Annotated in this window: 26 protein-coding genes and 1 pseudogene; 9 read left to right on the top strand and 18 right to left on the bottom strand. The window is 69.6% G+C overall.

The window, feature by feature from the left end; translation table 11 throughout:
* Window positions 1-9: 9 nt before the first annotated feature.
* From ACIHCX_RS27155 to ACIHCX_RS27120, 8 genes are all read right to left on the bottom strand, one after another.
* Window positions 10-1,608, bottom strand: coding sequence for a prenyltransferase/squalene oxidase repeat-containing protein (locus ACIHCX_RS27155; protein ID WP_400033838.1), 1,599 nt, complete (start codon window positions 1,606-1,608; stop codon window positions 10-12).
* Entirely contained in the window at window positions 1,605-2,690 is a 1,086-nt protein-coding gene (locus ACIHCX_RS27150) for a polyprenyl synthetase family protein (RefSeq protein ID WP_400033836.1), read from the bottom strand. The genes ACIHCX_RS27155 and ACIHCX_RS27150 overlap by 4 nt, the downstream gene beginning before the upstream one ends.
* 140 nt (window positions 2,691-2,830) lie before the next feature.
* Window positions 2,831-4,069 (bottom strand): cytochrome P450, encoded by a 1,239-nt coding sequence (locus tag ACIHCX_RS27145; RefSeq protein WP_400033834.1) that lies wholly within the window; start codon window positions 4,067-4,069, stop codon window positions 2,831-2,833.
* Complete coding sequence (locus tag ACIHCX_RS27140; protein ID WP_400033832.1) at window positions 4,066-4,662, bottom strand: GTP-binding protein; 597 nt, start codon at window positions 4,660-4,662, stop codon at window positions 4,066-4,068. The genes ACIHCX_RS27145 and ACIHCX_RS27140 overlap by 4 nt, the downstream gene beginning before the upstream one ends.
* Window positions 4,643-5,014 carry a DUF742 domain-containing protein gene (locus ACIHCX_RS27135; protein ID WP_400033830.1) on the bottom strand — a complete coding sequence of 124 codons (372 nt, stop codon included), beginning with the start codon at window positions 5,012-5,014 and terminating at the stop codon, window positions 4,643-4,645. Before ACIHCX_RS27135 ends, ACIHCX_RS27140 begins: the two co-directional genes overlap by 20 nt.
* Window positions 5,011-5,445: a roadblock/LC7 domain-containing protein gene (locus ACIHCX_RS27130; RefSeq protein ID WP_400033828.1), complete on the bottom strand. Its 435-nt coding sequence runs from the start codon at window positions 5,443-5,445 to the stop codon at window positions 5,011-5,013. The genes ACIHCX_RS27135 and ACIHCX_RS27130 overlap by 4 nt, the downstream gene beginning before the upstream one ends.
* Entirely contained in the window at window positions 5,442-6,644 is a 1,203-nt protein-coding gene (locus ACIHCX_RS27125; RefSeq protein WP_400033826.1) for an ATP-binding protein, read from the bottom strand. Before ACIHCX_RS27125 ends, ACIHCX_RS27130 begins: the two co-directional genes overlap by 4 nt.
* A gap of 722 nt (window positions 6,645-7,366) precedes the next feature.
* Window positions 7,367-7,861, bottom strand: a complete 495-nt coding sequence (locus tag ACIHCX_RS27120) for a GNAT family N-acetyltransferase (RefSeq protein ID WP_400033824.1) — start codon at window positions 7,859-7,861, stop codon at window positions 7,367-7,369.
* A gap of 344 nt (window positions 7,862-8,205) precedes the next feature.
* On the opposite strand from ACIHCX_RS27120, the gene ACIHCX_RS27115 reads away from it, so the two are divergent.
* The gene (locus ACIHCX_RS27115; RefSeq protein WP_400033822.1) at window positions 8,206-9,102 is read left to right on the top strand and encodes an RNA polymerase sigma-70 factor; all 897 of its coding nucleotides are present in this window, start codon (window positions 8,206-8,208) and stop codon (window positions 9,100-9,102) included.
* 135 nt (window positions 9,103-9,237) lie between these two features.
* On the opposite strand, the gene ACIHCX_RS27110 is transcribed toward ACIHCX_RS27115, so the two are convergent.
* Window positions 9,238-10,038 (bottom strand): DUF427 domain-containing protein, encoded by an 801-nt coding sequence (locus ACIHCX_RS27110; RefSeq protein ID WP_400033820.1) that lies wholly within the window; start codon window positions 10,036-10,038, stop codon window positions 9,238-9,240.
* Window positions 10,039-10,277: 239 nt separating this feature from the next.
* Between ACIHCX_RS27110 and ACIHCX_RS27105 the strand changes: the two genes are divergently transcribed.
* The gene (locus tag ACIHCX_RS27105) at window positions 10,278-10,751 is read left to right on the top strand and encodes a carboxymuconolactone decarboxylase family protein (protein WP_400033818.1); all 474 of its coding nucleotides are present in this window, start codon (window positions 10,278-10,280) and stop codon (window positions 10,749-10,751) included.
* 99 nt (window positions 10,752-10,850) lie between these two features.
* Window positions 10,851-10,985: pseudogene (locus tag ACIHCX_RS27100) on the top strand (ketoreductase); the annotation flags it as partial.
* A gap of 199 nt (window positions 10,986-11,184) precedes the next feature.
* Here ACIHCX_RS27100 and ACIHCX_RS27095 read toward each other — a convergent pair.
* Window positions 11,185-11,631, bottom strand: coding sequence for a cupin domain-containing protein (locus ACIHCX_RS27095; protein ID WP_400033816.1), 447 nt, complete (start codon window positions 11,629-11,631; stop codon window positions 11,185-11,187).
* A gap of 366 nt (window positions 11,632-11,997) precedes the next feature.
* On the opposite strand from ACIHCX_RS27095, the gene ACIHCX_RS27090 reads away from it, so the two are divergent.
* Window positions 11,998-12,390 (top strand): hypothetical protein, encoded by a 393-nt coding sequence (locus ACIHCX_RS27090; protein WP_400033814.1) that lies wholly within the window; start codon window positions 11,998-12,000, stop codon window positions 12,388-12,390.
* Between the two features lie 181 nt (window positions 12,391-12,571).
* On the opposite strand, the gene ACIHCX_RS27085 is transcribed toward ACIHCX_RS27090, so the two are convergent.
* From ACIHCX_RS27085 to ACIHCX_RS27075, 3 genes are all read right to left on the bottom strand, one after another.
* Window positions 12,572-13,423, bottom strand: a complete 852-nt coding sequence (locus ACIHCX_RS27085; RefSeq protein WP_400033812.1) for a putative RNA methyltransferase — start codon at window positions 13,421-13,423, stop codon at window positions 12,572-12,574.
* Between the two features lie 260 nt (window positions 13,424-13,683).
* Complete coding sequence (locus tag ACIHCX_RS27080; RefSeq protein ID WP_400033810.1) at window positions 13,684-15,297, bottom strand: amidohydrolase; 1,614 nt, start codon at window positions 15,295-15,297, stop codon at window positions 13,684-13,686.
* The gene (locus ACIHCX_RS27075; RefSeq protein ID WP_400033808.1) at window positions 15,294-16,721 is read right to left on the bottom strand and encodes a purine-cytosine permease family protein; all 1,428 of its coding nucleotides are present in this window, start codon (window positions 16,719-16,721) and stop codon (window positions 15,294-15,296) included. The genes ACIHCX_RS27080 and ACIHCX_RS27075 overlap by 4 nt, the downstream gene beginning before the upstream one ends.
* Window positions 16,722-16,878: 157 nt before the next feature.
* Between ACIHCX_RS27075 and ACIHCX_RS27070 the strand changes: the two genes are divergently transcribed.
* Window positions 16,879-17,784, top strand: a complete 906-nt coding sequence (locus tag ACIHCX_RS27070; protein ID WP_400033806.1) for an Lrp/AsnC family transcriptional regulator — start codon at window positions 16,879-16,881, stop codon at window positions 17,782-17,784.
* A 32-nt stretch (window positions 17,785-17,816) separates the two neighbouring features.
* On the opposite strand, the gene ACIHCX_RS27065 is transcribed toward ACIHCX_RS27070, so the two are convergent.
* From ACIHCX_RS27065 to ACIHCX_RS27055, 3 genes are all read right to left on the bottom strand, one after another.
* Window positions 17,817-18,062 (bottom strand): helix-turn-helix domain-containing protein, encoded by a 246-nt coding sequence (locus tag ACIHCX_RS27065; protein WP_400033804.1) that lies wholly within the window; start codon window positions 18,060-18,062, stop codon window positions 17,817-17,819.
* A 64-nt stretch (window positions 18,063-18,126) separates the two neighbouring features.
* Window positions 18,127-18,945 carry an isocitrate lyase/phosphoenolpyruvate mutase family protein gene (locus ACIHCX_RS27060; RefSeq protein ID WP_400033802.1) on the bottom strand — a complete coding sequence of 273 codons (819 nt, stop codon included), beginning with the start codon at window positions 18,943-18,945 and terminating at the stop codon, window positions 18,127-18,129.
* A 524-nt stretch (window positions 18,946-19,469) separates the two neighbouring features.
* Window positions 19,470-20,435: an NAD(P)-dependent alcohol dehydrogenase gene (locus tag ACIHCX_RS27055; RefSeq protein ID WP_400033800.1), complete on the bottom strand. Its 966-nt coding sequence runs from the start codon at window positions 20,433-20,435 to the stop codon at window positions 19,470-19,472.
* A gap of 99 nt (window positions 20,436-20,534) precedes the next feature.
* On the opposite strand from ACIHCX_RS27055, the gene ACIHCX_RS27050 reads away from it, so the two are divergent.
* Window positions 20,535-21,206: a TetR/AcrR family transcriptional regulator gene (locus ACIHCX_RS27050; protein ID WP_400033798.1), complete on the top strand. Its 672-nt coding sequence runs from the start codon at window positions 20,535-20,537 to the stop codon at window positions 21,204-21,206.
* Between the two features lie 59 nt (window positions 21,207-21,265).
* On the opposite strand, the gene ACIHCX_RS27045 is transcribed toward ACIHCX_RS27050, so the two are convergent.
* Window positions 21,266-21,706 (bottom strand): winged helix-turn-helix transcriptional regulator, encoded by a 441-nt coding sequence (locus tag ACIHCX_RS27045; RefSeq protein ID WP_400033945.1) that lies wholly within the window; start codon window positions 21,704-21,706, stop codon window positions 21,266-21,268.
* A 138-nt stretch (window positions 21,707-21,844) separates the two neighbouring features.
* Between ACIHCX_RS27045 and ACIHCX_RS27040 the strand changes: the two genes are divergently transcribed.
* Window positions 21,845-22,717 (top strand): aldo/keto reductase family oxidoreductase, encoded by an 873-nt coding sequence (locus ACIHCX_RS27040; RefSeq protein WP_400033944.1) that lies wholly within the window; start codon window positions 21,845-21,847, stop codon window positions 22,715-22,717.
* Between the two features lie 666 nt (window positions 22,718-23,383).
* Here ACIHCX_RS27040 and ACIHCX_RS27035 read toward each other — a convergent pair.
* On the bottom strand, window positions 23,384-23,914 hold the full coding sequence (locus tag ACIHCX_RS27035) for a hypothetical protein (protein ID WP_400033796.1): 531 nt from the start codon (window positions 23,912-23,914) through the stop codon (window positions 23,384-23,386).
* Between the two features lie 549 nt (window positions 23,915-24,463).
* Here ACIHCX_RS27035 and ACIHCX_RS27030 point away from each other — a divergent pair.
* Window positions 24,464-25,561, top strand: a complete 1,098-nt coding sequence (locus ACIHCX_RS27030) for a peptidoglycan-binding protein (RefSeq protein ID WP_400033794.1) — start codon at window positions 24,464-24,466, stop codon at window positions 25,559-25,561.
* 228 nt (window positions 25,562-25,789) lie between these two features.
* Window positions 25,790-26,140, top strand: coding sequence for a hypothetical protein (locus tag ACIHCX_RS27025; protein WP_400033792.1), 351 nt, complete (start codon window positions 25,790-25,792; stop codon window positions 26,138-26,140).
* Window positions 26,141-26,147 lie beyond the last annotated feature (7 nt).

Below are 26,147 nucleotides of genomic sequence, written 5' to 3'. Positions count from 1 at the left end.
CGGAACGGTTCAGGGCCGACGGGCCTGCAGCAGCTCGAGCGCGGCGATCACCTCGGCCTGCGCCATGGCCTGGGGGGCGTAGAGGGTCTTGTCGTGCCAGAGGGCAGGGTGGTGAGGGTCGGAGGAGTGGACGGCCTCGCGCAGGACGTTCTCGGCGAGTTTCAGGGCCTGGGTGGCCTCGGGCGTGCCCGTGTGATCCGGGGAGTTGAGGAGGATGTTCACGGCATAGGCGGTCTCCTCGGCGGTGCCACCCCACACGCCCCAGGATCCGTCGTCGCTCTGGGCGTCCAGCACCCAGTCGGCGGCCGAGCGGATGGCGTCGCGGGTGGTCGGGCCCGTGTGCCCGGAGAGAGCGGTGACGCACCGTTCGGTGGCGTAATAGGGGGACGCGTGCCACTTGTCGCGCCAGGCACCGTCGGGCTCTTGCTGGGCGAGGAGCCAGTCGCGGGTCAGGTCCCGACGGGCCTGGAGAGCGTCACCTGTCGCGGGCCGGTGGCCCAGCCAGGCGGTGAGCGCCCGGAGGGCGTGGGCGTTGGCTGTGCTGGAGCCGGTGTCCTCGCCGACATAGCAGTCGTAGTGGTCGCCTGCCTCGAAGGCGGACAGCGGGGAGGGGTCGCGGGGCGAGCCGGCGAGGGCGGACGCCAGCACGGCCATGGCGGTGTCGTCGGTGTCGGGCAGCAGGCCGGGGGCGCCGCGTACGCCGGTGGTGTCGTAGATCTCCGCAGCCCAGGCGCGGATGGTCGGCACACAGTCGGCGGGCAGGCCGGGACGGGCCAGGGCGACGGAGACCCACAGCCGCTCGAAGACGGAGATCGGCGTGGCCTCCGGGAAGAGACCGTCGTAGCGCTCCGCCACGGCGGTCAGCGCGGTGACCGCCTGGTCCCGGCCCGCGTCGGGTCCGGTGGCCAGCCAGGCGGCGGTGGCGGCGGGGGAACTGCCCAGCAGCCCGCCCGGGACGCCAGGCACCATCCGCGGCAGGCGGCGCGCGACCCCTTCGAAGGTGTGGTGCAGCTTGAGTGGCACACCGCCGGCCAGCTGGCACCGCTCGGCCACGCGGTCGGGCAGCGCCGCCTGAAATCCGCGCGGCTGATCCAGGCGCTGCCCGCGGGCCCAGGGACCGAGTCGGGGCAGGGCGGCGACCTCCGGCTGGTCCAGGTGGTCGTTGATCAGGACGACCAGGTCGGGGGCGAGGATCTCGATGGCCGCCGTGTCCGGCCACCCGCCGGTGCCGGACAGCTCCCGCAGCGCGGCGAGCCCGTTGTCCACAGCCGCGGCGAGCCGCTCGCGCGAGACGCCCGCGGCCGTGTTCTGGCGCAGCGTGGACAGGAGGGCTTCCGTGACGCTGAGCGTCGGCAGCAGCCGGTACGGCGTGGGGCCCTCTCCCCAACTGCCCGCGGCGGACTGTCGCTCCAGCAGCCATGCCAGACGGCGTTCGTGTCCCTCCAGCCATGGCGCCCAGGAGGTCACCCGGGCCGTCTCGTACACGGAGGGAGGCACATCGCCCCAGGGGTCGTTGTCGACCGACGTCACCAACTGCCGGGCCAGCTCCACGTAGCTGTTCGTGTGCTGTGCCCGTATCGGGGCCGCCTGGTGGGATATGGAGCTCATGACTGCCTTTCCGTGGCCATCCATACGATCTGCCTCAACGTCTCGGCGACGTCCTGGGGCAGGTCTGCTTCTTCCAGCGTGGCGAGCGCGGTGTCGCGCCTGGCGATGATCATGTCTTCGACCCGTTGCCGGGCACCGGTGGTCTCCATGACGGTGCGGAACCGGTCGATGTCCTCGATCCCCAGTTCCGGGCTGCCGATCAGGGTGCCGAGCAGCTTCAGGTCGGCCTCGGAGGCGTCCTGGATCGCGAGAGCCAGGAGCACGGTGGCTTTGCCCTCACGGATGTCGTCTCCGACAGGCTTGCCGGTCCGCACCGGGTCACCGAAGACGTTGAGCAGGTCATCGCGCAGCTGAAACGCTTCTCCCAGCGGGAGGGCGAAATCGGTGCAGGTCTGCAGCAGCTGCGGATCGCCGCCGGCCAGGGAAACGCCGAGGTGCAGGGGCCGTTCCACGGTGTACTTCCCCGTCTTGTACCGGGCGACCCGCAGCGCGGCCTCGACGTCCCCGGACATCCGGTCGGTCGACAGCAGATCCAGGTACTGCCCGTAGACCAGCTCGGCGCGCATGCTGTCCACCAGTGGCAGGACCCTGGCCCGCGCCCGGGCTTCGAGCCCCGCGCCCGCCAGCATTTCGTCCGACCACACGAGCAGGAGGTCACCGAGGAGGATGGCGGCGCCCCGGCCGTGCGCCTCCGCCTTGCTGAGCCGCCCACCGCCGCTCATGTACTCGGCGGCCAGGGCGCGGTGGGCCGAGGGCCGTCCGCGGCGGGTGTCGCTGTCGTCCATGACGTCGTCGTGGATCAGGGCGAAGGTCTGGAACAGCTCCAGGGCGGCGGCGACGCGAAGGACCGCGTGGGGGTCTCCCGGTGCGCCTGCGGCCTGCCATCCCGCCACGCACAGCAAGGGGCGCAGTCGCTTGCCGTTGGAGAAGAGGAGCCGGCGGGCGGTGGTGAACAGCGGTGCCATCTCCGGGCCGTGCGCTGCCCGCTCCTGCACGTCGACGAAGTCCTCGAGCACCGCGTCTACATCGTCACGAACGGATATAAGGGTCGGGATTTCGGTGTCCCATGCGGTACCGGCCATCGACGCACGTACCTTCCTTGAAGCGAGAATCCCACGCAAAATCGCCCCTTTCCCGTGGACAGGCAGAACACGGCCCCCGGGTGTGCACCCGGGGGCGGTCGGTCAGCTGTCGGTGTTGGTGTCGGTGTCGGTGATCTAGATCAAGCAGACACCGGGACGCTACCCCGCGTTGATCTCCGTGAATCCGGAGTCTGCGGAGTGAAACGGCAGGGCAGTGAGGTGAGGACGCGATAGATGGGGCCCGGCTGGTACGTCAGGGTGGCAGCCGGGACGGTGAGTTCGACGTCCGGCAGCCTGCCCATCAGCCGCTCGATGGCCGCGACCGCCACCACGAACACGATGTCCTCGGCGGGGCAGGAGTGCGGACCGGCCGCGAAGGCGAGGTGTGCCTTGTGGTCGGAGCGCTGCTCGTCGGCCACCTGACCGGTGTGGGGGCAGGTGTTGACCGCCGCGTAGGAGACCATGACGGGCTCTCCGGCCTCGATGGCGCGCCCGTGGAAGGTGACGGAGCGCCGTGCGCGGTGAAGGCTGTACATGGCCAAAGGCGGATCCGCCCAGAGCACCTCGTCGATGGCGTGCCTGATGGGCAGGCTCCCGGTGGTGAGAGTGCCCCGGTACCGCTGGTCGGAGAGGATCTGCGCGAGGGTGTTGGCGATCAGGCCCGCCAGCGTGCCGTAGGCCGCGCCCTGAGTGATCAGTACCTGGTTGATCACCTCCTCCGGGCCGAGCCCGTGCGGGTGGTCGATGAACCAGGAGGTGAGGTCGCGGCCGCGCCGCGCACTCTTCATGGCGTAGAGGCTGCCCAGATAGGCGGTGAGGGCCTGCTCACCCGCCTCCTTGGCCAGGGGGACCGTACTCATCAGCGCCTCGATCGCCGACATGAGCTGGTCCGCGCCCTCGTCCGGCATGCCGAACAGAGTGTTCAGGACCATGAGCGGCAGCCTGCGGGCGTACTGGGCGACCAGGTCGGCGCGTCCCGTATGGGCGAACTCGTCCAGAAGGGTGTCCGCGTGACGCAGCGTCACATCTCGCAGGTACTGGGGGTCGAGGAGCGCGAAACTGTCGGTGATGACCTTCCGCAGATGCGCGTGTTCCTCGCCGTCGGCGAAGGCCAGGCTGGGGCGCCACTGCAAGGGCTCCCTGACCGGGCTGTCCGCCGGCACCGTCGTGTCCCAGCCCCGCGTGTCCTTGGTCCAGGTGCCGGGGTCCTGCAACAGGTCGAGAGCGGCCCGGTAGTCGGTGACCACCCACACGGCGAGGCCGGGGTCGATCTCGGCGCGGCCCACCGGGCCCTGATCGCGCAGCAGTTGGTAGCTGCGCTGAGGGTCGGCGGCGTGCTCAGGTCCGTACAGCGGAACAGCGTTGGGGGCGGCTGTCACAGATTGCCTCCGGCACGGGTCACGAGGTGAACGGCCAGCGCTCGCAGCGCGTTGAGGCTGGAGTCCCAGTCGCGCGCATCGCAGATGACCATGGGCGTGTGATCCTCGAGATCGAGCTTGACGCGGAGGGTCTCCTCGTCATACGCGGGGGATTCGGGGAATTGGTTCACGGCTACGGCGTAGTCCAGGCCGGTCTCCTCGATGAGGTCCATGACCTCGAAGGAGTCGGCCAGTCTTCGGGTGTCCACGATGACGAGTGCGCCCAGGGCGCCACGGGCGTAGTCGCTCCACAGGGGCTTGAACCGCCGCTGCCCGGGAGTGCCGAACAGGTACAGGACGATGCGCCCCTGCGCGATGGTGAGACGGCCGAAGTCGATGGCCACCGTGGTGGTCTTCTTGTCCGCGACCGCCAGTTCGTCGACCTGGGCCGCCGCGTCGGTCATGACCTCCTCGGTGTGGAGGCTCGGAATCTCCGACAGGGTGCGGATCATCGTGGTCTTACCGATGCCGAACGGCCCGGCCACCAGGATCTTCACCCGTTCGTGGTTCGAGTCCGGCAGGTAGACCGGCGCACTAGAGGGCGAGGAGCCCATGCATAACCTCCTCCAGGAGGGCCCTGCTGGGCCGTCCGGCGTGAGCGGTGGGAGCAAGGGCGTCCGGAAGCGGCGCGGCGGCACGCAGGTGACCGTCGGACACCAACTGGGCGGCGAGCATCTTCACCACGCCGATCGGAAGACGCAGATAGCCCGCGATCTCCATCACGGTCAGCCCGCCGTCATTGACCAGGTCGAGAAGTCGCTGATGGGCGGGCGTGTGATGGGGCAGCGCGGATTGGCCCGTGGCGGTCAACGCCGTCAGGTCTTGGAGGGTGCTGTGCTCGGGAGCGCTGACCCCTCCCGTGGCCAGGTAACTGGGGACCAGTCGTCGTGCCGGGCCCGGGCTCATGACGCCGGGCCATGGGAGCGCGTGGGTACGGACATCAGCGCCTCGCCGAGGTTCTTCGCCTGCCGCGCGAGGGTGTGCGCGACGATGTTCATCGGCACGTCGGTGCCGAAGGAAGCGGCGATGAACGCGTTGGCTCCGCCGGCCGGCATGACCATCAGCGTTCCAGAGGCGTCGAGTTGGACCGTGATGGTGGAGATCGGAGTCTCCTCGGGCGCCTCGAGCGAGACGACGGCAGCCGCGCGCGCGGCGCCGTGCAGGGCGGACACCATGGCCGCCATACCTTCGGATTCATCGCGACCGAGGCTGCCCGAGGCTCCGACGACGATGCCGTCGGCGGAAAGGATCAGAGCATGCCGGACGCCGATCTCGATGATCGGGCCCAGGACCCAGGACGGGTCGGGGATCTGGTCGCTGAGAGTTGACTGGGTCAAGACTTGTCCTTGTTCTCAGAATCGGTTGCGTCACGTCCGGCGGCAACGGCCTGCTCGAAGTCACCCCATGCAGCGCCGGCCTCATCCGGGTCCACCGGTCGAGCCGTACGAGTCAGAGAGCGGCCACGGGAGGATCCGCTCCGGCGGCGGCGCTGGGGCAGCCCGCTGGCGTCACGCGAAGACGGCGCGCTGACGTCGCGCAGTCCCTCCCCGGGCACCGCGGCGGCAGGAGGTACGGGTGTGCGCGGCGCCGGGGCCGGCAGGGCCGCCATCGCCGACGGCGGCTCCGCCTGCTCGTCGATGGTGGTCAGCAGATGCTTCGGAACCGCCAGCACGGCGCGAACCCCGCCATAGGGGGAGACCTGATCGACGGACACGTGGAAGCCGTGATCGGCGACCAGCTGCCCGATGGCCGCGAAGCCCAGAGCCGGAGGGTCGCCCAGCTCGGTGAGCAGCAGCTTGCCGGCATTCTCGCCGCTCACCAGCCGGGTGCCGCGCGCGACGGACTCGCGGGTCATCCCCTTGCCCGCGTCGTCGATCTGGATGCACACGTTGCCGTTGTCCGTCTGCAGCAGCGTGACCTCCACCGCCAGGTCGCCCCGTGAGGACTCCAGCGCGTTCGCCATCAGCTCGGTGCAGGCCACCGCCACCGGTTCCGCGGCCCGGCCGACGATGCCCACCCCGCCGACCAGCAGTTTGGTGTGGACCTGGATCCGCTCGAATCCGTTCAGACGCGACGTGGCTCCCGCGACGACGTCCGGGAGGTGGGTGTCCGGCCGGACCAGGCCGGGCCACGAACCACTGACGATGGCCGCCTTCTGCACCAGCCGGAGGACTTGCTCGTTGAGCTGGTCGATACGGAAGTACTCCTTGACGACCTCCGGGTCGCGGCAGTCGCGCTGCAGTTCGTCGATGAGCGTCTGCAGCCGGAAGCTCTGGGCCTGGATCGCCGTGCAGGCGCCGCGCAGTGCCGCCCGGGCGGCGGAGTCGATACGGCCGCGCTCACCGATCAGCGTCTCCACGAACAGGTCGTGGGCCGCCTGGGCCTGCGTCGCGAAGTCGCTGTCGTCGTTCAACAGGCCGTCGGGTACGGGGTGGTGATCACTGATCAGGTGCAGAGCGGCGGCGGGCAGCCGGTTGTTCACCAGGTGGCTCAGTTCTTCGAACTGCGCCCTCTCGCGTGCCCGGAGGGTTGCCAACTCCTCATTCTGCTCCGCGATTTGTCGGGTCAGCGCCGCACAGCGACGGGACAGGACCACGCGGGATCTGGCCAGAGCCGCTGCGGCGGCAGCGCCCGCGACGGTTGTCGCACCCAGCACCGCGAAGGCAGCTTCGGGATTTGATGTCACGGATAGGGGGTCCTCGGAGAGTCAGAGCCAGGCCCCCGCCGGCATCGGGCGATTCAGCGGAAGCTCACGCCCGACAGGCAGACCTGGCGATGTGGGTAAGGAAGAGGCGCGCACGTCTGCAGGCCACCGAGTGGGACGACCTGCTTCCCGGAACCCCGGGCTCCCAGGAGTCCGTCCAGCGACTGGTTCGCGCCGAGATACAGAACACGGACACGCCAGACATACTGGGGGCCAAGGGAAGCAGGGCATGTCGCTCCGGTCGACAACGAGCAGATGATCCGGCATGTTACTCATAAGATGATCAGCGTGGGACATCTTCACGCTGCTCCCACAAAGCAGACCCCAAAGGCCACTTGGCCGTCGCGTGCGGATCGGTACGGCCGTACTCGGCCTCCCCGCCGACGGGGGGGGTATTCCGGTCAGCCCGGTTGCTCCGGCTCGGGGTGCGACACGAGGTCCAGGCCGCGTCGGTGGGCAGGGTTTCCCGGTAGCCGGTGGAGAGGTGCTCGGTCGCCAGGCGGACCAGACGCTCCTCGTCCACCACCAGGCCGACCCACGAGCAAGATCAAGGTCTATGGCTGGAGGTCGCGCTCGTACCAGGTGCCTGACTTGCCGCCGAGATCGGCCGGGGTGGCCGGGCCGACCGGGACGAACCCGGCCTTGGTCAAGACTTTCTGGGACGCGGCGTTGTCGTGGGAGGTGGCCGCCCGCAGTGTGCGCAGGCCGTGCCGCGCGGTCGCAGTCCGGCACAGCTCCCGGACGGTCGCGGTCGCCACGCCGCGGCCGGCCACCTGCTCCGCGACCCGGTAGCCGAGTTTGGCGGTGCCGTCCTCCAAGTCGTACAGGTTGAACCTGCCGAGTACCGAGCCGTCCTCGGCGACGAGCACGTAGAAGGCGCAGCTGCCGGCCTCCTGCTCGGCCAGCAAGGCGTTGTGCCGGTCGGTGAACTGGTCGAAGAAGGCGTCGCCGCGGTCGGAGATCGAGGCAGCGAAGTAGGCGCGGTTCGCCAGCTCGAAGGCCAGGACCGCCGAGGCGTGGCCGGCATGCAGCCGCTTCAGCTCGGGCATTGCCCGACCCTACCCAGATCGCGCGCTGAGGCCACCTGAGTTTCCGCCGGCGGTGGACAGCGCTCCGTGATCACGACCTTTGCGCTGGTCGGTTCGCGTTACCGTGTGTTCCGGGCGGCGAGCGTACCGTCCGATGCGGCCGTGCTGCCGCTGAGCGGCCGTGCTGATGTTCCCGCATGCGAGACCCCGCTCCCCCGGCCCGCCGATCCCACTGTTCCGGCGATGGCGCCGCATCAGTCAGTGGGGCCGACATCGCACGGTGTTACCACTGCTGTTACACGGGCTCGCTCACGCGCCTGGCGCACCTCGGCTTGTAGCATGAGGCCTGAGCGGGAAGGAAACTGATGCACGCCGAGAAGGACACATCCTCCCTCGACCGGGCGACGAAGGAATTCGTCACGGCGCGCTCACAGCTCTTCGGTATCGCCTACCGGGTACTCGGCAGTGCGGTGGAGGCCGAGGACATCCTCCAGGAGGCGTGGCTGCGCTGGCAGAACACCGACCGCTCGGTCGTGCGCGAGCCGACGGCCTTCCTGACCACGGTGACGGCGCGGCTCGCCATCAACCTCGCCCAGTCGGCCCGGGTACGACGTGAGTCGTACGTCGGCCCCTGGCTGCCGGAGCCGGTCGACACCAGCCAGGACCCGCAGCTGGGCGCGGAGCGCGCCGAGGCCGTGGAACTCGCGGTCCTCATGCTGCTGGAGAAACTGAATCCCGTGGAGCGCGCCGCCTACGTGCTGCGCGAGGCGTTCGACTATCCGTACAAGCGGATCGCGGACATCCTCGAGACCAGCGAGGCCAACACGCGCCAGCTGGTGAGCCGGGCGCGCAGGCATCTGGCCGACGGTCGCAGGGAACCGGCCGGCACGACCGCTCACCGGCGGCTGATGGAGGTGTTCCTCGACGCGGCGCAGACGGGCAACCTCACGGTCCTGGAGCACGTGCTCGCCGAGGACGTCGTCAGCTACTCCGACGGCGGCGGGATCCGCGGGGCGTCCAAGGTCCCGGTCATGGGCCGTACGCACGTTTCCCACTACCTGGTCGCCTTCGCGCCGCGCTTCTGGCCCGCCGGGGAGATCCGGTGGGTCGAGGCCAACGGCCGTCCGGCCGTCCTGGTCTCGCACGGCGGGAACCCGGTGGCCCTGCTGTCCGTCGAGGTGTCGTCCGAGGGCATCGACCGCATCATGTGGATCATGAACCCGGCGAAGCTGCTGCCGTACGTGGAGACGCTCGACGCCTGACCGGCACGCGGACCGGCGGAAGTTGGCGGTCACTCGCGTGATCTGCCCGCTGCCCCGGGCCACCTGCGCCGTCCCGATTTCTGACGGTCGTGTCCGTGCGCGGGGCGAGTCACACTCAAGCGTGGAAACACACGGTCACGGAGCGGATGGGGCGGAGGGCCGGCGGCCCTGCTTCGTGGGACCCGGGAGCAGCGTGCCGTCGACGTACAGGTCGACGTGCTCGTTGTAGAACGCCACCATGCCGGCGATGCGGTGGGAGTGGGTCGTCGGGAAGTCGTAGGCCCAGGCGATGTCCTCGTGGGTCTCGGCGTCGCCGTCGAACGACCAGTAGCCGCTCGTCGTGCCCTTGTAGGGGCATTGGGTGACCGTGTCCGAGGCGCGCAGCCGGGTCCAGTCGACGTGGACGCGGTCGAGGTAGTACCGGGTCGGCAGGCCCGTCTCGAAAAGCTTCACGCACTGCGGCGCGTCGGCCAGCACGGCCCCTTCCCGTTCGACGCGCACGCTGCTGGAGGAACGCAGCGCGTCCACACGGGAGTAGGGGCTTCGCGGGTGGACGAAGACGGGTTCGTCCTCCTCGAACCACGCGTCGAGCGCGTCCCACTTGAAGCGGACGGTGCCGTGCAGCGCCTCAGGCGCGCCTGGCTCCCAGACCCAGGCGGCGCCTTCGCGCACCTCGGAGCCGACGCGCAGCGAATGGCGCCGCGCCGGGCCGACGCTCAGCATCTCGGCGTGGTCGTCGTCGGTCAGCACGCCTTCAGCCAGGTCCTCGACCGGGATGCTGAATTGAGGGTAGGCGGGCCATTCCCATACGTACACGGCGCGTCGGGTGTCGAAGGCGACGCGGCCGCCGACCATCGCCCGGATGCGCCGCGGCACCGGCTCGACATGTCCGACCGGCACGATCAGGGCGGGATGCAACACACTTTCTTGTGCCATGGGGTCACCTCGGTTCACTCGTTCCACACGTCCCGGCGACTTCGGAACCGGCCTCGGACGCGAGTGCACCGTCCTGGCCCGGAGTTCCGGTCTTTCGCTCGCATGCTACCGACCCGAGTCGGACATACCGCCTCGAAACCACCAGCGGGGAGTGACGTGCATCACGGATCACTCTGTCACAGCCCGACGGGGAGCCCGGTCAGTAGGGCGTAACCGCAACACGACGAGGAGATCCCACCATGGAAGCGCGTCTCAACTACTTCGGTCATCCCCTTGCGGCCAAGGTGCTCAGGCACATCAACTCGGCCAACAAGGTGGTGGCCGACTCGACGCTGCCGCCCACGGTCCAGGAACTGGTGAAGCTCCGCGCGAGCCAGATCAACGGCTGTGGCTTCTGCACCGACATGCACAGCAAGGACGCCGCTCACGCCGGTGAGACACAGCAGCGCCTGAATCTGGTGGCGGCCTGGCGCGAGGCCAAGGTCTTCACCGAGGCCGAGCGTGCCGCGCTCGAACTGGCCGAGCAGGGCACTCGCATCGCGGACGCGGCCGGCGGAGTCACGGACGAGGCCTGGGAGAACGTCGCCAAGCACTACGACGAGGACCAGCTCGCCGCGCTGATCTCGCTCATCGCCGTGATCAACGCCTACAACCGCATCAACGTCATCAACCAGACACCGGCCGGCGACTACCAGCCGGGCCAGTTCGGCTGAGGCGCCACGGGCCGCTGTGGGCGGTGCGGCGAGCGACCCCTCGCCGCACCGCCCACAGCGGGCACCACAGCCCCGCGCTTCGCGGGACGCGTCGCCGTCGTCACGGGAGCCGGATCGGGCATCGGCCGGACGACGGCGACAAGCCTGTCCGAGTCGGGAGCCCGGGCCCTCGGCGTGGGACGCCGCGCGGAGGCCCACCGGTGTGGTCGCCGTCATGCCACTGGCCGAGACTGACCGCGCCGTGCTCACCCGCATGTTCGACGTCAAGGTGGTCGCCCCGAGCCTGCTCGCGTACGCGGCGAACCGACCCACAGCTGGGCGCTGGAACTCGCCTCGGACGGCGTCCGGGTGGTTGCGGTCGCGGCGGGCCCGACCCACGGAGCGCACGGCCCGGCTCCGGCGGAACCGCGCCGTGCGCGTGGTGGTCCTGAGGTCAGGCGGCCGGTCGCGGGGCGCGCAGGTGGGCGCGCTCGGCCAGTTCCTTCTCCTCGACCAGCTCGAGCATGGGCTTGCCCGGCGCGCAGAGCATGGTCACGACGAACCGGGTCTTCGCGTCCGTCAAAGCGTTGCCGTCCTGATAGTGGATCACGTCGCCACCGGGCTCCCAGAACGTCCCGCCGGCCTCTACGACGCGCTCGGGCTCGCCCTCCAGCTCGAAGCGGACCGCGCCCTCGATGACGTACCCGAACGCCGGTCCCGAGTGGCGGTGCGGAGGAGTGCCCGGGTCGCCGGGCTCCCACTCCACGTGGATGGTCATCGCCGAGGCGCCGTCCGGGACGGAGAGCGGCGCGGCGTCCTGGAGCATCTTGACGGCCGTCTGCCATCCTCCGGTCTGCCCGTGCTCTCCGTGCCCGACCGCCGTGTGATCGTGTGACATCATCCTGCACCTCCGTGAGTCCACCGTGTCATGGGCTCCGAGCGACCGCGCGGCGGACATGCGTGTCCGTGCGTCAGCGCCCACGACCGTTTCCTCATGCTGACCGGACACGCCGCGGATCTGTGACGACCACAGACTGCCGTCCTGCGGTGCGGGCCGCTCGCGGCGGTCCCTGTCAGCGGTATGACCGGTGGCGCGACATGTGTCGGGCGCACCCAGCTTGCGGCCGACGGCGACAGAGCTGTCACACCACGGTCCGCTGTCCAGTCAGTCCATGCAGACGGAGCGTTTCGGTTCGGCGTCTCCGTCCGGCCGGTACGCAGTGTCAGCCACGCGATCGCCCGAGCCGGCCCACGGAGAGGAGGCACCATGTTGCTCGAGACGGACAGTTGCAGCCCGCAGGGCGCGTACGTATCGCGTCCGACCTCTGACAAGGGCGATCCGTTCGGCGGCCCAGCTCCCCATGACGAACGTACCGGCACCGACCGGCCGGTGCCAGGACCCCGGCTCCTGCCCGAGGGCTGCACCAAGTGGCTGGTCGGCCTGCCGTTCCACGACTCAGCCAGTCGGCTGGTCTGGCTGTACTACGTGATCGAAGGGGCGTCCTCCCGCACCGGCGCGGTGTGGACGGCGCTCGTCCGTGCCAACAGCCGGCGGGAGTGGGAGGCTCGGGGCAGGGTTCCCGTCGAGGCCGGGCAGGTGGAGGTACATCGGATCCGTTGCGATGCCATCGGACGCTACTCGCTGGTGCGTTGTTCCTGAGTCGCGCGGAGAGGGCGGGGTGGTCAGAGCACCCCGCCCTCCGTATGACGTCTGCCAGGGGCCGAACGCCTCGCGGGCAGATCTCTCCACGGGCGCCCTGTCTTCCCGTTGTTGTGAGGAAGCCAGGGCGCCAGGCGTGCCCGCTGCTCGTGGGTCAGCAGGCGCAGGCGCCCGCTCGTGGTCACCGAGGCTGGTAGGCGGTGGCCAGCACAGACACCGTGACCCGGTCGGGCAGGAGGCCGCCCTCGTCCAACTCTGTGCGGCTCAAGTGACGTGCGCTCGGCGTCATCCCCACCAGGTCCAGGGCCTCCAGCCCGACCAGGGCCATGGAGTACTCCACGCGTTCGGTGACGACGGCCTCGAAGTAGGGGTCCAGTGCCTGGTGCAGGCGCTGTTCCTTCAGCGGGTCGATGCTGACCATCGCAGGCACCCGGCCGCGCAGCTCGGCCAGGTGCCGCGCCGTGGGACGGGCCACGATCAGCCGGCCGGCCGGGCGGAGTACGCGGCAGAACTCGGCGGGATTGCGCGGTGCGAACACGTCCAACACTACGTCGGCCACCTGGTCCGCCAGTGGGAAGGGCCGGAAGACGTCCCAGGTCGCCGCAGCGGCTCGTTCATGGGCTCGGGCTGCCGAGCGCAGCGCGCGCACCGACGTGTCCAGGCCCAGGCCTCGGGCGCCGGGCAACTGGTCGAGAACGCCGGCCAGGTAGTAGCCCGTGCCGCACCCGACGTCCACGACGGTACCCCGCTGCGGGGCCGAGTCGGCCGCCAGGTGGGCCACGGCCCGGCGGATGGGGGCATACCTGCCGGTGGCCAGGAAGCGGTCCCGAGCCCGGACCATGGCCGCGTCGTCGCCGCTGGTGGCACGGGCGCCCGTCAGAAGGCCGGCATAGCCGTGGCGGGCGATGTCGAAGGTATGGCCCGCCGGGCAGCGCAGTGCGCCGCGGTCGGGGTGCAGGTGGCGCGTGCGACACGTCGGGCAGCGCAGCAGGTCGAGGGACAGTCCGAGGGCACGGGGAAGCGAGACGGGCACGAGGCACTCCTGGCAAGGCTGAAGGGAAGAGACCGTGCCTGTCACGCACACACGAAGGGTCACTGCCTCAGGAGGGAACCGGCAGTACCAGCAAGGTGGTTCGCGTGGCAGGCACACCAAGGAGGGCGATGCCGTCCGACATCGCCCTCAACGCCTTCCGATCACAGGAAGCAGCAGTGCGGGGTGCTCATGAATGCCACGCCATGAGTTTACGAGCCTCGACGAACCCCTTCATGCCCCCCGAAGCCGGGAGACACGGCCTAGCCGAGGATGACCTCTTCTCCGCCGATCCACGACTCGGTCACGCCGACCTTGGGCAGCCGTTCGACGGGCACCGTGACGGGGTCCGCGTCGAGGAACACGAGGTCGGCCTTGGAGCCGGGGCGGATGACGCCGATGTCCTGGCGGCCCAGCATCTGCGCCGGGGTGACGGTGACGCCGCGCAGTGCGTTGGCGCGGCTGGCCTGCTGCGCCTCGTCGCCCGAGACGGCACCGCCGAGGGTCTCACGGGTGACTGCGGCCCACACCGCCTCGAGCGGGTTGGGCATGGTCACCGGCGCATCGGAGGAGATGACGACCGGGACGCCGGCCCGCTCGAACTCGCCGTACGGGTAGAACCGGCCGCCGAACTCGCCGAACTCGTCCATCAGCGAGTCGCCGTAGAGGCTCACCTGCATCGGCTGCGGCACAGGCACGACGTGCAGGTCGGCCATCCGGCCGATCTGCTCGCCGGTCGGGAAGCCGCAGTGCTCGATGCGGTGCACCAGGCCGGTGCGCGGTCGTTCGGCGCGGGCGCCGGCGACGGCGTCGAGGACCACGCCGATCGGCAGCGGGCCCTGGGCGTGGGTGGCTGTGCTCAGGCCGAGGTGGTGGGCCGTGGTGATGAGGGCGGCGAGTTCCTCGGGCTCGTGGTAGAGGTAGCCGTCGGGCGAGGGCTTACCGCAGCAGGCGTGCCCGTTGAGGTACGCCGTACGCGCGATGACCGAGCCGTCGGCGTAGAGCTTGACGCCCCACAGCCGGAGCTGGTCGTCGCCCAGCCGCGAGCTCATGCCGAGCCCGGTGAGGTGCTCGAGGTTGCTCGACAGCGCCAGCATCTCGGTACGCATCCGCAGCCGGCCCTCGTCCCGTGCCCGCAGATAGCTGTCCATCTCCAGCTGCGTGACCTGGGCGTCGCACATCGTGGTGATGCCGGCATCGAGGAGCGAGCGCTGACCGAGGTCGAAGAGGTGGTCGATTTCGGCGTGCGTCATCGGGAGGTGGAAGTTGGGGCCGTGGTTGCGCACCTTGACGCCCTCGGCACCGGTCAGCAGGTCACACGCGGAGTCGAAAAGAACACCCGTGGGCTCGCCGTCGGCGTCGCGGTCGATCCGGCCACCGATCGGCGTCGGGGTCGCGGCGGTGATGTTCGCCTGGCGCAGGGCAAGCGTGTTGACCACGTAACCGTGCCCGCTGGCGTGCTGGATCTGGACCACGCGGTCACGCGTCACCCGGTCGAGGTCGGCCGCCGACGGGTGCCGGCCCTCGACCAGCTTGGACTGGTCGTATCCGTAGCCGCGAACGGCCTCACCGGGACGCGCGGCGGCACGGTCGCCGAGGAGGCGCACGACGTCGCCGATGCTGCGGGCGCTGGAGAGGTCCACCCAGTCGATCGCCGACCCGTGCAGGATGGTGTGGGCGTGTGCGTCGACGAAGCCCGGCATCAGAGTGCGACCGTCGAGGTCGACGATCTCGGGCGTCCCGTACGCCGAGCGGCGCATCTCGGTGAGGGTGCCGACCGCCTGCACCACGCCGTCGTGGATCAGCACCGCCTCGGGCATGTGACCGTCGTCGGTCATGGTGCGGACGGGGCCGCCGGTCAGGATGGTCGAGCTCATCGGGTGGAAACCTCCGGAGTGCTGACCGCGACGCGCGCGGTCCGGGTCATCAACAGGTAGCAGGCACCGCTGACCACGATGCCGACCAGCCAGGACAGGTCGCCGCCGTCGAGCTTGTGCGCGACGGGCCCGGCCCAGAAGCCGAGGTTGGCGAAGGGGAGCTCGACCACGAAGCCGAGCAGAAAGCTGATCGCGCCGGCGACATTGACACGGCCGTACTTGCCGTTCGGGTCGAAGATCGCCTTCACGTCGTAATGGCCACCGCGGACGAAGTAGAAGTCGGCGAGGTTGATCGCCGACCACGGGATCAGCAGGATCAGCACAACACCCAGGGCGTCGGTGAACGCGCTGGTGAAACTCTTCGAATAGGCGATGGTCGCGACCAGGCAGATGAGCGCGAAGGGCACGAGAGACCACAGTCGGGTGCGGAGGCTCGCCTCGACCGGCGCGACGGTACGGCGCAGCGAGGTGACGATGCTGATCGCGGTGTTGCCGCCGGCGTACATCGACAGCGAGCCCTGCAACACCTGGATGCCCATCACCACGATCACCAGCAGCGTGGTGAAGGCCTTGCTGAAGGAGTCGCTCACCTGGACCACCGAGCCCAGGGTGTCGGCACCGAAGCCGGTCACGGTGGTCAGGTAGGCGCCGAGCACGAACAACCAGATGCCCGAAATCACGATGCCGGCGTAGGTCCACCAGGCGGTTGCACGGGTCGAGGTCGACTTCGGCAGGTAGCGGGAGTAGTCGGCGATGTACGGCGCGTAGCCCGCGGCGTAGACGAAGGTCACCGCGATCCCGGTGAGGAACAGGCCGGTCTGGAAGCCGCCGGTGTGCAGGTTGTGCGTGGTCGGGTGGTGGATGCCCGAGTGGCTGACCACCAGGATCGTCAGGATCCCGAAGACGACCACCGAGGCGACGCTGAGGTACTTCGCCAGTCGATGGCTGAGGTCGTAGCCGAAGAGGGCCACCACGAAGGTGATCGCGGTGACGACCACGGCGACGAGGTAGGCGTTCCAGCCCCACACCGCGTGGGCCAGCAGACCGCAGATCGCCGGTGCAGCGGCGAAGAAGACCAGGTAGTTGATCTCCGCGATGATCATCGGGACGATCCCGCCGACGTACCCGAACTGGGCACGGCTCTGGATCATCTGCGGAATGCCGAGCTGAGGGCCCTGGGCCGAGTGGAAGGCCGCGAGGAACCCGCCGAGCGCGAAGCCGATGACGATGGCCGCGACCGACCAGGCGAACGACATGCCGCCGCCGACCAGGATCGAAGCGGTGACCACGCTGACGATGACGCTGTTCGCGCCGAACCACAGCGTGAACAGGTGCCACGGCTTGCCGCGGCGCTCGGTCAACGGGATGAAGTCGATGGTGTGGGTCTCGATCCCACCTGATCGGCTGCGTTCTTCTGTCCTCACCGGATCTCCTGCGATTCGTGCCGGAGGCCCCGGCCGTTGGTCCGAATGGCTCGTCACGTGCGAGCCGTTCAAACGATATGGGTCGTGGTGTTCATCGTCAACGCCCCTTTCGTTCGCTGGAAGGTCTCACTGCATCCGATTCGCTACCCTGAGCCCGGTGAACCTGACCGAAACCGACCTCGAACTCGTTGAGGCCCTGCGCGAGGACGGCCGCGCCTCCTTCGAGTCGCTCGCCGGGCGGGTCGGCCTGTCCCGCAAGGCCGTCCGATCGCGCGTGCTGCGGCTCTTCGAAGACGGCGTCTTGCGCGTGGTGGCCACCGTCCGACCCGAGTTCGACGGCATCCACGCCAACGCGCACCTCTCTGTCAGTGTGACCGGGGCGCGTCGCGACGAGGTCGCTCGCATGCTCGCCGAGCAGGACGAGACGGTGTTCGTTTCCATCGTCTCAGGACGTGCCGGCGTCGTCGCGGAGATCAGGACCACCGATCTGCACCGGCTTGGGGATGTCGTCGACCGCCTCCGCGGCGTCGAGGGCGTCACTCGCATGGAGACGCTCGTCTACACCGATGTGGTCATGGAGCCGCATTTGCCTCCTCCGAGGGCCGCCGTCGGCACGGATCCGGATGTCGACCACCTCGACCGGACGTTGGTCGATCTCCTCCGCGCCGACGGTCGCACCAGTTACGCCGACCTCGCGGCGCACGTCGGTCTGTCGGCGGCGGCCACTCGGGCACGCGTCCGCAACCTGCTCGACTTGGGCGTCATCCGGATCGTCACTCTGGTGAACCCGACCAAGCTCGGCCGCTCCTTCATGACCGGCTTCGCCCTCGACCTCGGAGAGAAGGCACAGGACGTTCTCCACCGGATCGAGGAGATCGGCGCCGTCGACTTCCTGGCCCTGACGCTCGGCACCGCGGACGCCGTGGGCACCATCGTGACCACCACGGTCGAGGACACCATCGCCGTGCTCGACCGGATCGGGACGATGGACGGCGTCGTCGGCTTGCGCTCGTGGACGCACCTGCGGCTGGTTCAAGAGCGCTACGGCATCGTCGGCGGCTAGCTGGTCGGCTCCGGAAGTCCTCCGGGGGCTGATCATGCTGTCAGTGCGACGGAGAATCGTTCTGGGCGATCGGCGGTGTGCCGGTCCAGCCTGGCCACCAGATCGTCCGGGTCGGTCGAAGTGGGGCGGCCGGATCGCTGACGGTCCTGGAGCCCGGCAAGTCCCTGCTCGGCGAAGCGGCGCCGCCATCGGCGCACCGTGTCGAGGTGGAGGCCCGTCTCACGCGCGATGCGGGCAGGGGTCACGGTCGGCGGCGGCCTGCCGCACCCGCGCGCCACACGCCCCTGCCGCGCGGTTCGGGCCGGATGGCCGCCATGACCGCGCCTCCCGACTCGATCAAGGTCAGTTGGGTTCGGAGAACAGCGCGTTGAGTTCCGGGAAGGCCATGCCTTCGGCGAGAGAGTCGTACTCGCCGGCGCCGAAGAGTTCCCGCGCGGTGCGGCGGGCGGCAGCGTAGGCGGCCTGTGCCACGCCCGAGCCGAGACTGACGCGAGCCACGCCGAGGGCGCCGAGCTCGGCAACGGTCGGGGCGCCGGGGCCGGCCATGACGTTCAGCGGTACGGAGATGTCCCTGGCCAGCACCGCAATGGTGGCGGTGTCGGTGATGCCGGGGACGAAAATGCCGTCCGCGCCCGCATCGACGTACATGTGTGCCCGGGCCAGGGTTTCCTTCAGTCGGGTGTCCGCGTCGCCGAGCCCGAACAGGAAGGTGTCGATACGGGCGTTGAGGAACAGGTCCGCGCCTGCCCGGTCGGCGGTCTGCCGGGCCGCGGTCAGCCGCATCGCGAGTTCTGCCGGAGGCCGGTTGCCGTCCTCGACGTTGACGCCGACGGCGCCGGCAGCGAGCACCCCGGTCACGGTCTCGGCAACGCCGGCGGCATCCGTCCCGTACCCGCCCTCGATGTCCGCGGTGACCGGAACCGCGACGGCAGCGACGATTCGGCCGACCAGTTCCAGCGCCCGCTCGCGGGTAAGAAAGTCGCCGTCAGGGGAACCCAGCGACCAGGCGACACCGGCACTGGTCGTGGCGATCGCCGGAGCGCCCGCGGCCTCGATGACGCGGGCGCTGGCAACATCCCAGGCGTTGGCGAGAGCCAGGGGTGCAGGTGCGGTGTGCAGGGAGCGGAAGACGTGGGCGTTGTCCGGCCGTGTGATGGTCATGGACGCAGTCAAACATCGACTGCCGCCCGCCTTCTGGCAAGAAACCGACACAGACCTCGACCTCGAAAGGACGCAGGTAGTGCCACATCACGCAACGTTCGCCCTGTCGACCACCTCGCGGAGCAGTTCTCGTCGGCGGCATGCTTGTTCCGCCAGATGGCGTCGTTCTCCGGTGGCAGCGCCTATCACTGACCGACGCTGAACCCACGGTGGGGCGCGTCCGCCCTGCGGACGCGGCCAAACCCTGCTTCGACATGGACAACATGGAGACATCACCCATGCGGGACCATCCCGAGCGCTTCGCCGCCTGGCACGCGTGCGTGGCACGGCAGTTGGACGCCGGGCGGTCGGCCGACCTCCAGGACGACGAGTACCGCTCCTGGGCGTACGAGGTCTACTGCCGGCACGGCAGTAGACCGGAGGGCGCCTTCGCTGACCTCCTCCATCGTGGCGTGGGTCCTGAACCCGGATCCGGCGCCCGACCCGTCCGCCCCGGATCACCTCCTGCGGTAGCCCTTGGGGTCCTACGCGACCCTGACCACGTACTTGCCCTGGACGCCGCCCGCCTCTAGCGCCCGGTGTGCCGCTGCGGTCTCCTCCAGGGGGAAGACCATGTCCACCGCGGGGCTCAGCTTGCCCTCGACCACATGGCGGGCGAGGTCGTCGAAGTCCGCCCGCGTCGGGTTGCCGCTGAAGAAGCGCACCCGGCCGTGTCCGCGGACCGTGCTGGCCGCGAGGTAGCCGAGCGACGCAGCGGGCCGTTTCAGGTCGAAGGCGATGGTGACCATGCGCCCGCCGGAATTCAGTAGGCGCCGGAAGGCCCGCAGGTCGGTCCCCACGGTGTCCAGGATCACGTCGAAGCGGCCCAGTTCCGCCGGCCGCACGGTCCGGTGGTCGACAGCCTTGTGCGCGCCGAGCCCGCGGACGAAGTCGAGGTTGGCTGCGCGGGCGAGGGCCGTGACCTCGGCGCCGTACGCCCGTCCGAGCTGGACGGCGGCGTTGCCGACACCGCCCGCCGCGCCCCGGACGAGGAGTCGTTCGCCGGGGCGCAGCCCGGCTTTGTCCCGCAGCGCGGTGATGGCCGTGGTGGCCACCGGCAGCGCGGCGGCGTCCACCAGGTCAAGGCCGTCGGGGAGCCGGCCGACCCGCTCGGCGGGCACGGTCACGTACTCGGCGGCGCTGCCGAACCCGGAGGTGCGGCCCAAGACCCCCCATACGCGGTCGCGGGCCGCGAACCGTGTGACTCCGGCACCCAGTGCGGCGACCTCTCCGGTGAAGTCCAAGCCGACGCGCTTGGGGAATTTCCGGCCGCTCAGAAGGCGGAGACGGCCGGCACGGGCTGCCAGTTCGCCGCCGTTGACGCTGAACGCGCGCACCTTCACAAGGACCTCGCCGTGGGCCGGCTCGGGGCGTGGCACGCGGCCCGCGTAGAGCACATCGGGGCCGCCGTAGCGGTCGTAGAGCACTGCCTTCATCATGCGGTCGTTCATCGTTCTGCCTTTGCCGCCGGGAGCCGTACGGGTCTGGCATCGACCGTAAGCTGTTAAGTGGACGCAATCGTCCGGTTGGACTGGAAGCGAGAGACAGTGATGGCGGAATCCTCTCGGATCACAGCCCGGGACGGGGTGCGGGCGGACGCCCGGCGCAACCGGGAGCGCGTCCTCGTCGCCGCCCGTGCGGTCTTTGCGGAGCACGGGATCGACGCCCCGATGGCGACCGTGGCCCGTCGGGCCGGGGTCGGCGTGGCGACGCTCTACCGGCATTTCCCGACCCGGGACGCTCTGGTACGGGGCGCGTTCGCGCAGCAGATGGAGCGGTGCGCGCGGGCGCTCACCGAGGCTCTGGCCGCCCCTGACCCGTGGCAGGGCTTCCAGCAGCTGGTCGAGACGGTCTGCGCTCTGCAACGGGAGGAACGCGGGTTCCCGGCTGCGTTCGTCGCGGCCTTCCCGGAAAGCACGTCGGAACACGCGCAGTCCCGGCAACGAGCCGAGCGGGACTTCACGACCCTGGTACGCAGGGCCCAGGCGTCGGGCGCACTGCGGGCCGATTTTCACCCTTCCGACCTTGCCGTGGTCCTGTTGGCACACTGCGGTCTGGTGACCGCCCTACCGGATGATGGTGCAGCGTCCCGGCGCCTGGTGGCCTATCTGCTCCAGTCGTTCCGCACCGACACGGCCAACAAACCGCTGCCTCCGCCGACTGCGCTGACACTGCGCAGCCTCCCGATTGCAACTGACAGTCCCCAGGGGCAGCGGCCCTGACGCCGCCGTTCTTGATCTCGGTGAGGATGTGCAGCCAGTGCTTGGCGCCCTCGCCGCCGTCACCCGGACGTGCGAGCGTCGCAGTTCTCGCGGTTTGCGAGGACCTCGGCCATGTGTGTCTGCGCCCAGTTTCTGAGCCCGCGCGTCATGTGGTGGAGCGAGAGGCCGAGGTCGGTCAGCTCGTAGGAGACGGTGACGGGGACAGTTGGCGTCACGGTGCGGGTGAGCAGACCATCGTGTTCCAGCGACCGTAGCGTCTGGGTCAGCATCTTCTGGCTGACCCCCGCCAGAAGGCGAGCGATCTCGGAGTAACGCATCGCCTTCGGAGCGTCTGCGTGTGCTGCACCGGGGGGTCCGGGGTTGTCGTCGCCGCCCAGCGCACACAGGATCAGGACGACCCACTTGTCCGAGATTCGGTCGAGCAGTTGCCGGCTGGGGCATTCTGCGAGGAAGGCGTTGTACTCCACCTTGGCCTGGGCCCTCTTCTGGGCCGCCTTCATCGTCGTCACTGATCGCACCTCTCACCGATGGGTGGGTTACGCACTCCAAAGTGCCTACTTCCTGTCAGGAAGTTTCTCTCCCATGCTGGTGCAGGGAGGCAGCAGGCGCCACCCCCAAGCAGGACGAAAGGCAACATGATGAGCACACCCTCCCCCTCTCTTCCCGGCGGCACCTGGACTCTGGGTGACTTGACCGTCACCCGGTTCGGTTACGGCGCCATGCAACTGGCCGGACCGTGGGTGATGGGGCCGCCGGCCGATCGCGAGGGTGCCCTGGCCGTTCTGCGTGAGGCGGTCGGACTCGGTGTCACCCACATCGACACCAGCGACGCCTATGGGCCGCGCGTCACCAACGAGTTGATCCGCGAGGCACTGCACCCCTACCCCGAGACGCTGCACATCGTGACCAAGGTGGGCGCCACCCGCGACGCACAGGGCGGCTGGCCCACGGCCCGGCGGCCCGAAGACCTGCGCCGCCAGGTCCACGAGAACCTCGAGTCCCTCGGGCTCGACGTACTCGACCTGGTCAACCTCCGACTCGGCAACGCCGAAGGTCCCCAGCCCGGCTCGCTCGCCGAGGCGTTCGAGACGCTCGTCGAACTCCAGCAGCAGGGCCTGATCCGCCACCTCGGGGTCAGCAACGCCACCGAGGAGCAGGTCGCCGAGGCACAGGGCATCGCACCGATCGTGTGCGTGCAGAACCTGTACAACCTCGCCCACCGCCACGACGACAAGCTCATCGACCGGCTCGCCACCGACGGCGTCGCCTACGTGCCCTTCTTCCCCCTCGGGGGCTTCACCCCGTTCCAGTCCTCGGCGCTGTCGGCGGTCGCCGCCCGCCTGGAGACGACCCCGATGTCCGTCGCACTGGCCTGGCTGCTGCTGCGGTCACCGAACATCCTGCTCATCCCCGGCACGTCATCGACGGCCCACCTACGCGAGAACATGGCCGGCGCGGGACTCTCCCTCTCTCATGAGGACCTGACCGAACTGGACGACATCGGCCGCTGAGCGGCCCAGAGCTGATCGCAAGCTCGTTGCCGATCGGGAACTGCGGGCTGTGGGTACCGACGGCTGGCGCGAAGCTGACCGCCCGGTTCACGGGACTGACCTCACGTTCCTCGGTCAGCGACATCCGTCTGACCTGGGCGTATTCGCGCGAGATCTAGTGCCGTATCAGGCAACGTTTGCCTCGTCGTGATGTGACGCCTCGCTGCGCACCAGTCAAGGCATCTCAGCTGGGGAGCATCGGAGCGGCTGAACAGAGGCGCGTTGTCGACGATCGGCTTGCTGAGCGACCAGAGTATGGTGCCGCTGGTTTGTCAGTGGGCGGCCGTACGCTCAGCCCGTGAATATTGATGATCTTGAGTGGCAGTCACGGGGTCTCGGTGGATACCCGCCGTGTTGGTCGACCTGCTGGTAGAGCAGGGGCACGTAGAGCAGCTGGTCCGGGCGGCTCCAAGGGGAGCGTGGTCCTGCGCGAGGGCGGCCGCGCACCAGCTATGCGGTCGTCGACAGGGCAAACGTTGCCTGATCCGGCAGTAGTTGCGGGGATTGCGCTCGTAGCGGGGGCTCAATGCACGGGTCTGCCGGCGTCCTGTGTTCACGCAGTCCCGGCCGGACCGGGGCGGCAGCGGACGGAACCGCGTGTCCTCGTGCTCAACCGCCTTGACCTCCTTACAACTGGTCCCCCATGAAGACTGGTTCCGGAGGATGCGTCCCGCCACCGTCCTTGATGTCCTGCTCGCAGGTCCGTCGGTCGTAGGACTGGTCGTTGGGGATCAACAGCACTCCGGCAACCTGCTCGGGGTGGTCGACGGTGAGCCAGTCGTCGCCCGTGAGGGCACCGTCCCGCTCGGGCCACGCGTCGGACGAATAGACCGTCTGACACCTCAACACCACGCGCTTCTTGTCGACCGCGCAGGCATCCACTCCAGGGCCGGATATCTTGTCGGCGCCGTCGAAGCGGTAGTGGAAGTGGACCCGGTCACCTTCGGAGGGCACCTGCGGGTGGGGCTCGAGGCGCCAGTCAACGACCCGGGCCGTGACGCCGAGAGGCTGCCCAGACGTGTCCACGACCTGCACCCTCACACCGGCCTCACCGCGCTCCGCCGTCGTGTCGGTACAGCCCCAGGGGGAAGAGCAGCCGGACAGGGCAAGGATCACCAGAGCCAACGGGGCATCGGCAAGTACCCGTGCGGGGAACACTGATAGGACCTCCGGTCGGGGTGGGGCGGAGCGGAGCAGCGTATCCCGGGGCCTGGCGGCTGCGGGTGATGGCGACGAGCGTCTGCGGCGGCGAAGCCGGAGCACAGAGGAGCCCTGACCTCACACCGACCCGGACGCCACCGATGGGTCATCGAACAGACCATGTCCTGTCGCGGTGTGTGCGCTGCCCGGTCATCACCGGATCCACCGCCGCTCCTTCCTTCAGGTGAGCCACTCGCTCCGGTACCGCGCTGCCCCGCGCACTCATCCGAGTGAAGGAAGTCCGTCCGCCGCGGTTGCCGGTCCGGCTCTCCCCAGGGGTGGAGGTGGCTTCGCCGCACGGCCATGGAACATCCGGGGCTGGGCCGGGGCTTGGGCGGCCCGCACCACGGCCGAACCGGACGCCGCGGTCACGTCGCTACGATCACCGTCGCCGAGGCCGATGCATCGATGCCTGCCGTCATGCACTGACCTGACCTGCTGTTATGCCGCTATGCAGGAGGTGCGGAGGCCCGGTTGTTCGACATGACGACAGGGAGAGGCAGGTACATGGCGCAGGCGCGGGGTGGCCAGGGCCGGGAACGGAGCCCGGGGGTGCAGTTGGCGCGGCTGCTGCGCCGCTGGTGGGAGGAGGCCACGAGCTCGCCCGGCGGGACTCGGCCGACGCAGCAGGCGCTGGCCGCGAGGCTCGGGGTCGACCAGACGACGCTGTCGCGCTATCTGAATCCGAAGCACCTGTCGACCGCTCCTCCGAGGGTGGTGGAGGCTCTGCACGTCCAGTTGCGTGCCCCGGCGGCGGAGCTCGAACAGGCACGGGTGCTGTGCCGGGCCGCGCGGGCAGAGAACGGCCGTCAACGGGTCGCCGACGGCGGAGGGGAGCACGCCGCGCCGACGGATGCCGCGGCCGCATCCGACGCAATCCCCACACCCGATGCCGTCTCCGGGAGGGAGGGAGCCGATGCCGTCCCCGGCACGGCCGCCGCGCGCGGTACGGATGGCCGTGGCGCATCCGGCCGGCCCCGCCTCCACTGGCTCCGGCCGGTCCTGGTCGCGGCGGCCATGGCTTTGGCGTTCACCGCCGGAGTGGTCGTCCACGAACGGTTCTCCGCCCAGGACCGCAGGGCCGTGGCCGAGGGTGCGGCCAGTGCCGTGTCCGAGAGCCGGACGTCGTACGAGTGGCCGTTGCTGCGCATGGGCGAGGAGGACCAGTTCACCCGTGCCCGCGCCCTGCAGTACCTGCTGAACGCGCACGGCTACAAGGTGCGGGCCGACGGCTTCTTCAGGGAGGACACCCGGGACGCCGTCATGGACTTCCAGCTCGGGAAAGACCTGTCGGCCGACGGCAAGGTGGGCAGGAAAACCTGGCCGGAGCTGGTGAAGGAGGTCGGACCTGGATCCGGGACCTTCGAGGTACGGGCCGTACAGGAACTTCTGAACAACGTGGGCCAGGGCAGCACGGCGGTGTCGGGGAGGTTCACCGCGGTGACCGCCGAGGACCTGAGGTTCTTCCAGCGCACTCATGGCCTGTCCGTGACCGGCCGGGTGGACGTGGACACCTGGCTGGCCCTGCTGGTGGAACAGCTCCCTCCCGTCAAGGCACCGGACTACCAGCGGGCCACGAGCCCTCGGGCCTCCGCTTCTGTGTGACGGCGCACCCGCCCCGGGCACGCATCAGGCCATAGTCCCAGGTCAGAGGCCTGCCATGCAGGGTGCATCAATGCGCATCGGCAAGCAGCCGGGATCGTCTTCTCCCACCAGGCCGGCCCCGGCATGCTGGGTCCGCGGCCGGCACCCTCGACGGTCCGCCCCTTCGGGCGGCGACAGGTCCAGGGATCCCGGTCGCCTTCCTGTCAGCACACCGCCCGAGGGAGCATCATGTCCACTGTCCGCAAGACCATCACGTCCGTTCTGTCGGCCGCCGTCCTCACCGGTGGGCTGGCGGTCGGCGCCGCCGGTCCGGCGAGCGCCGCCACCTGCCCGTCCTCCGCGTCCCCGGTGATCGACGGGGCGTCGGCCAGTTGGAGCCTTCGCTGCTCGGGCAGCGACGTGACCGTGTCCGGCTGGGTCCAGGACACCCGCATGGACGGCAAGTGCGCCGTGATCCGAATCAACGCCGGCAACGGTGGATACGAGACGAAGTCCGCGTGCGGTTCCGGGGTCCGGGAGCAGTTCTCCTTCACCTTCGCCGGGACGACGTCGGCACAGGTACGCCTGGCCATCGCCTGACCGCGCT

Source organism: Streptomyces sp. NPDC052043, from assembly GCF_044548235.1.
Classification (GTDB): Bacteria; Actinomycetota; Actinomycetes; order Streptomycetales; family Streptomycetaceae; genus Streptomyces.
Note: the sequence above shows the minus strand (reverse complement) of the source record. Positions and strands in the feature narration are given on the sequence as shown.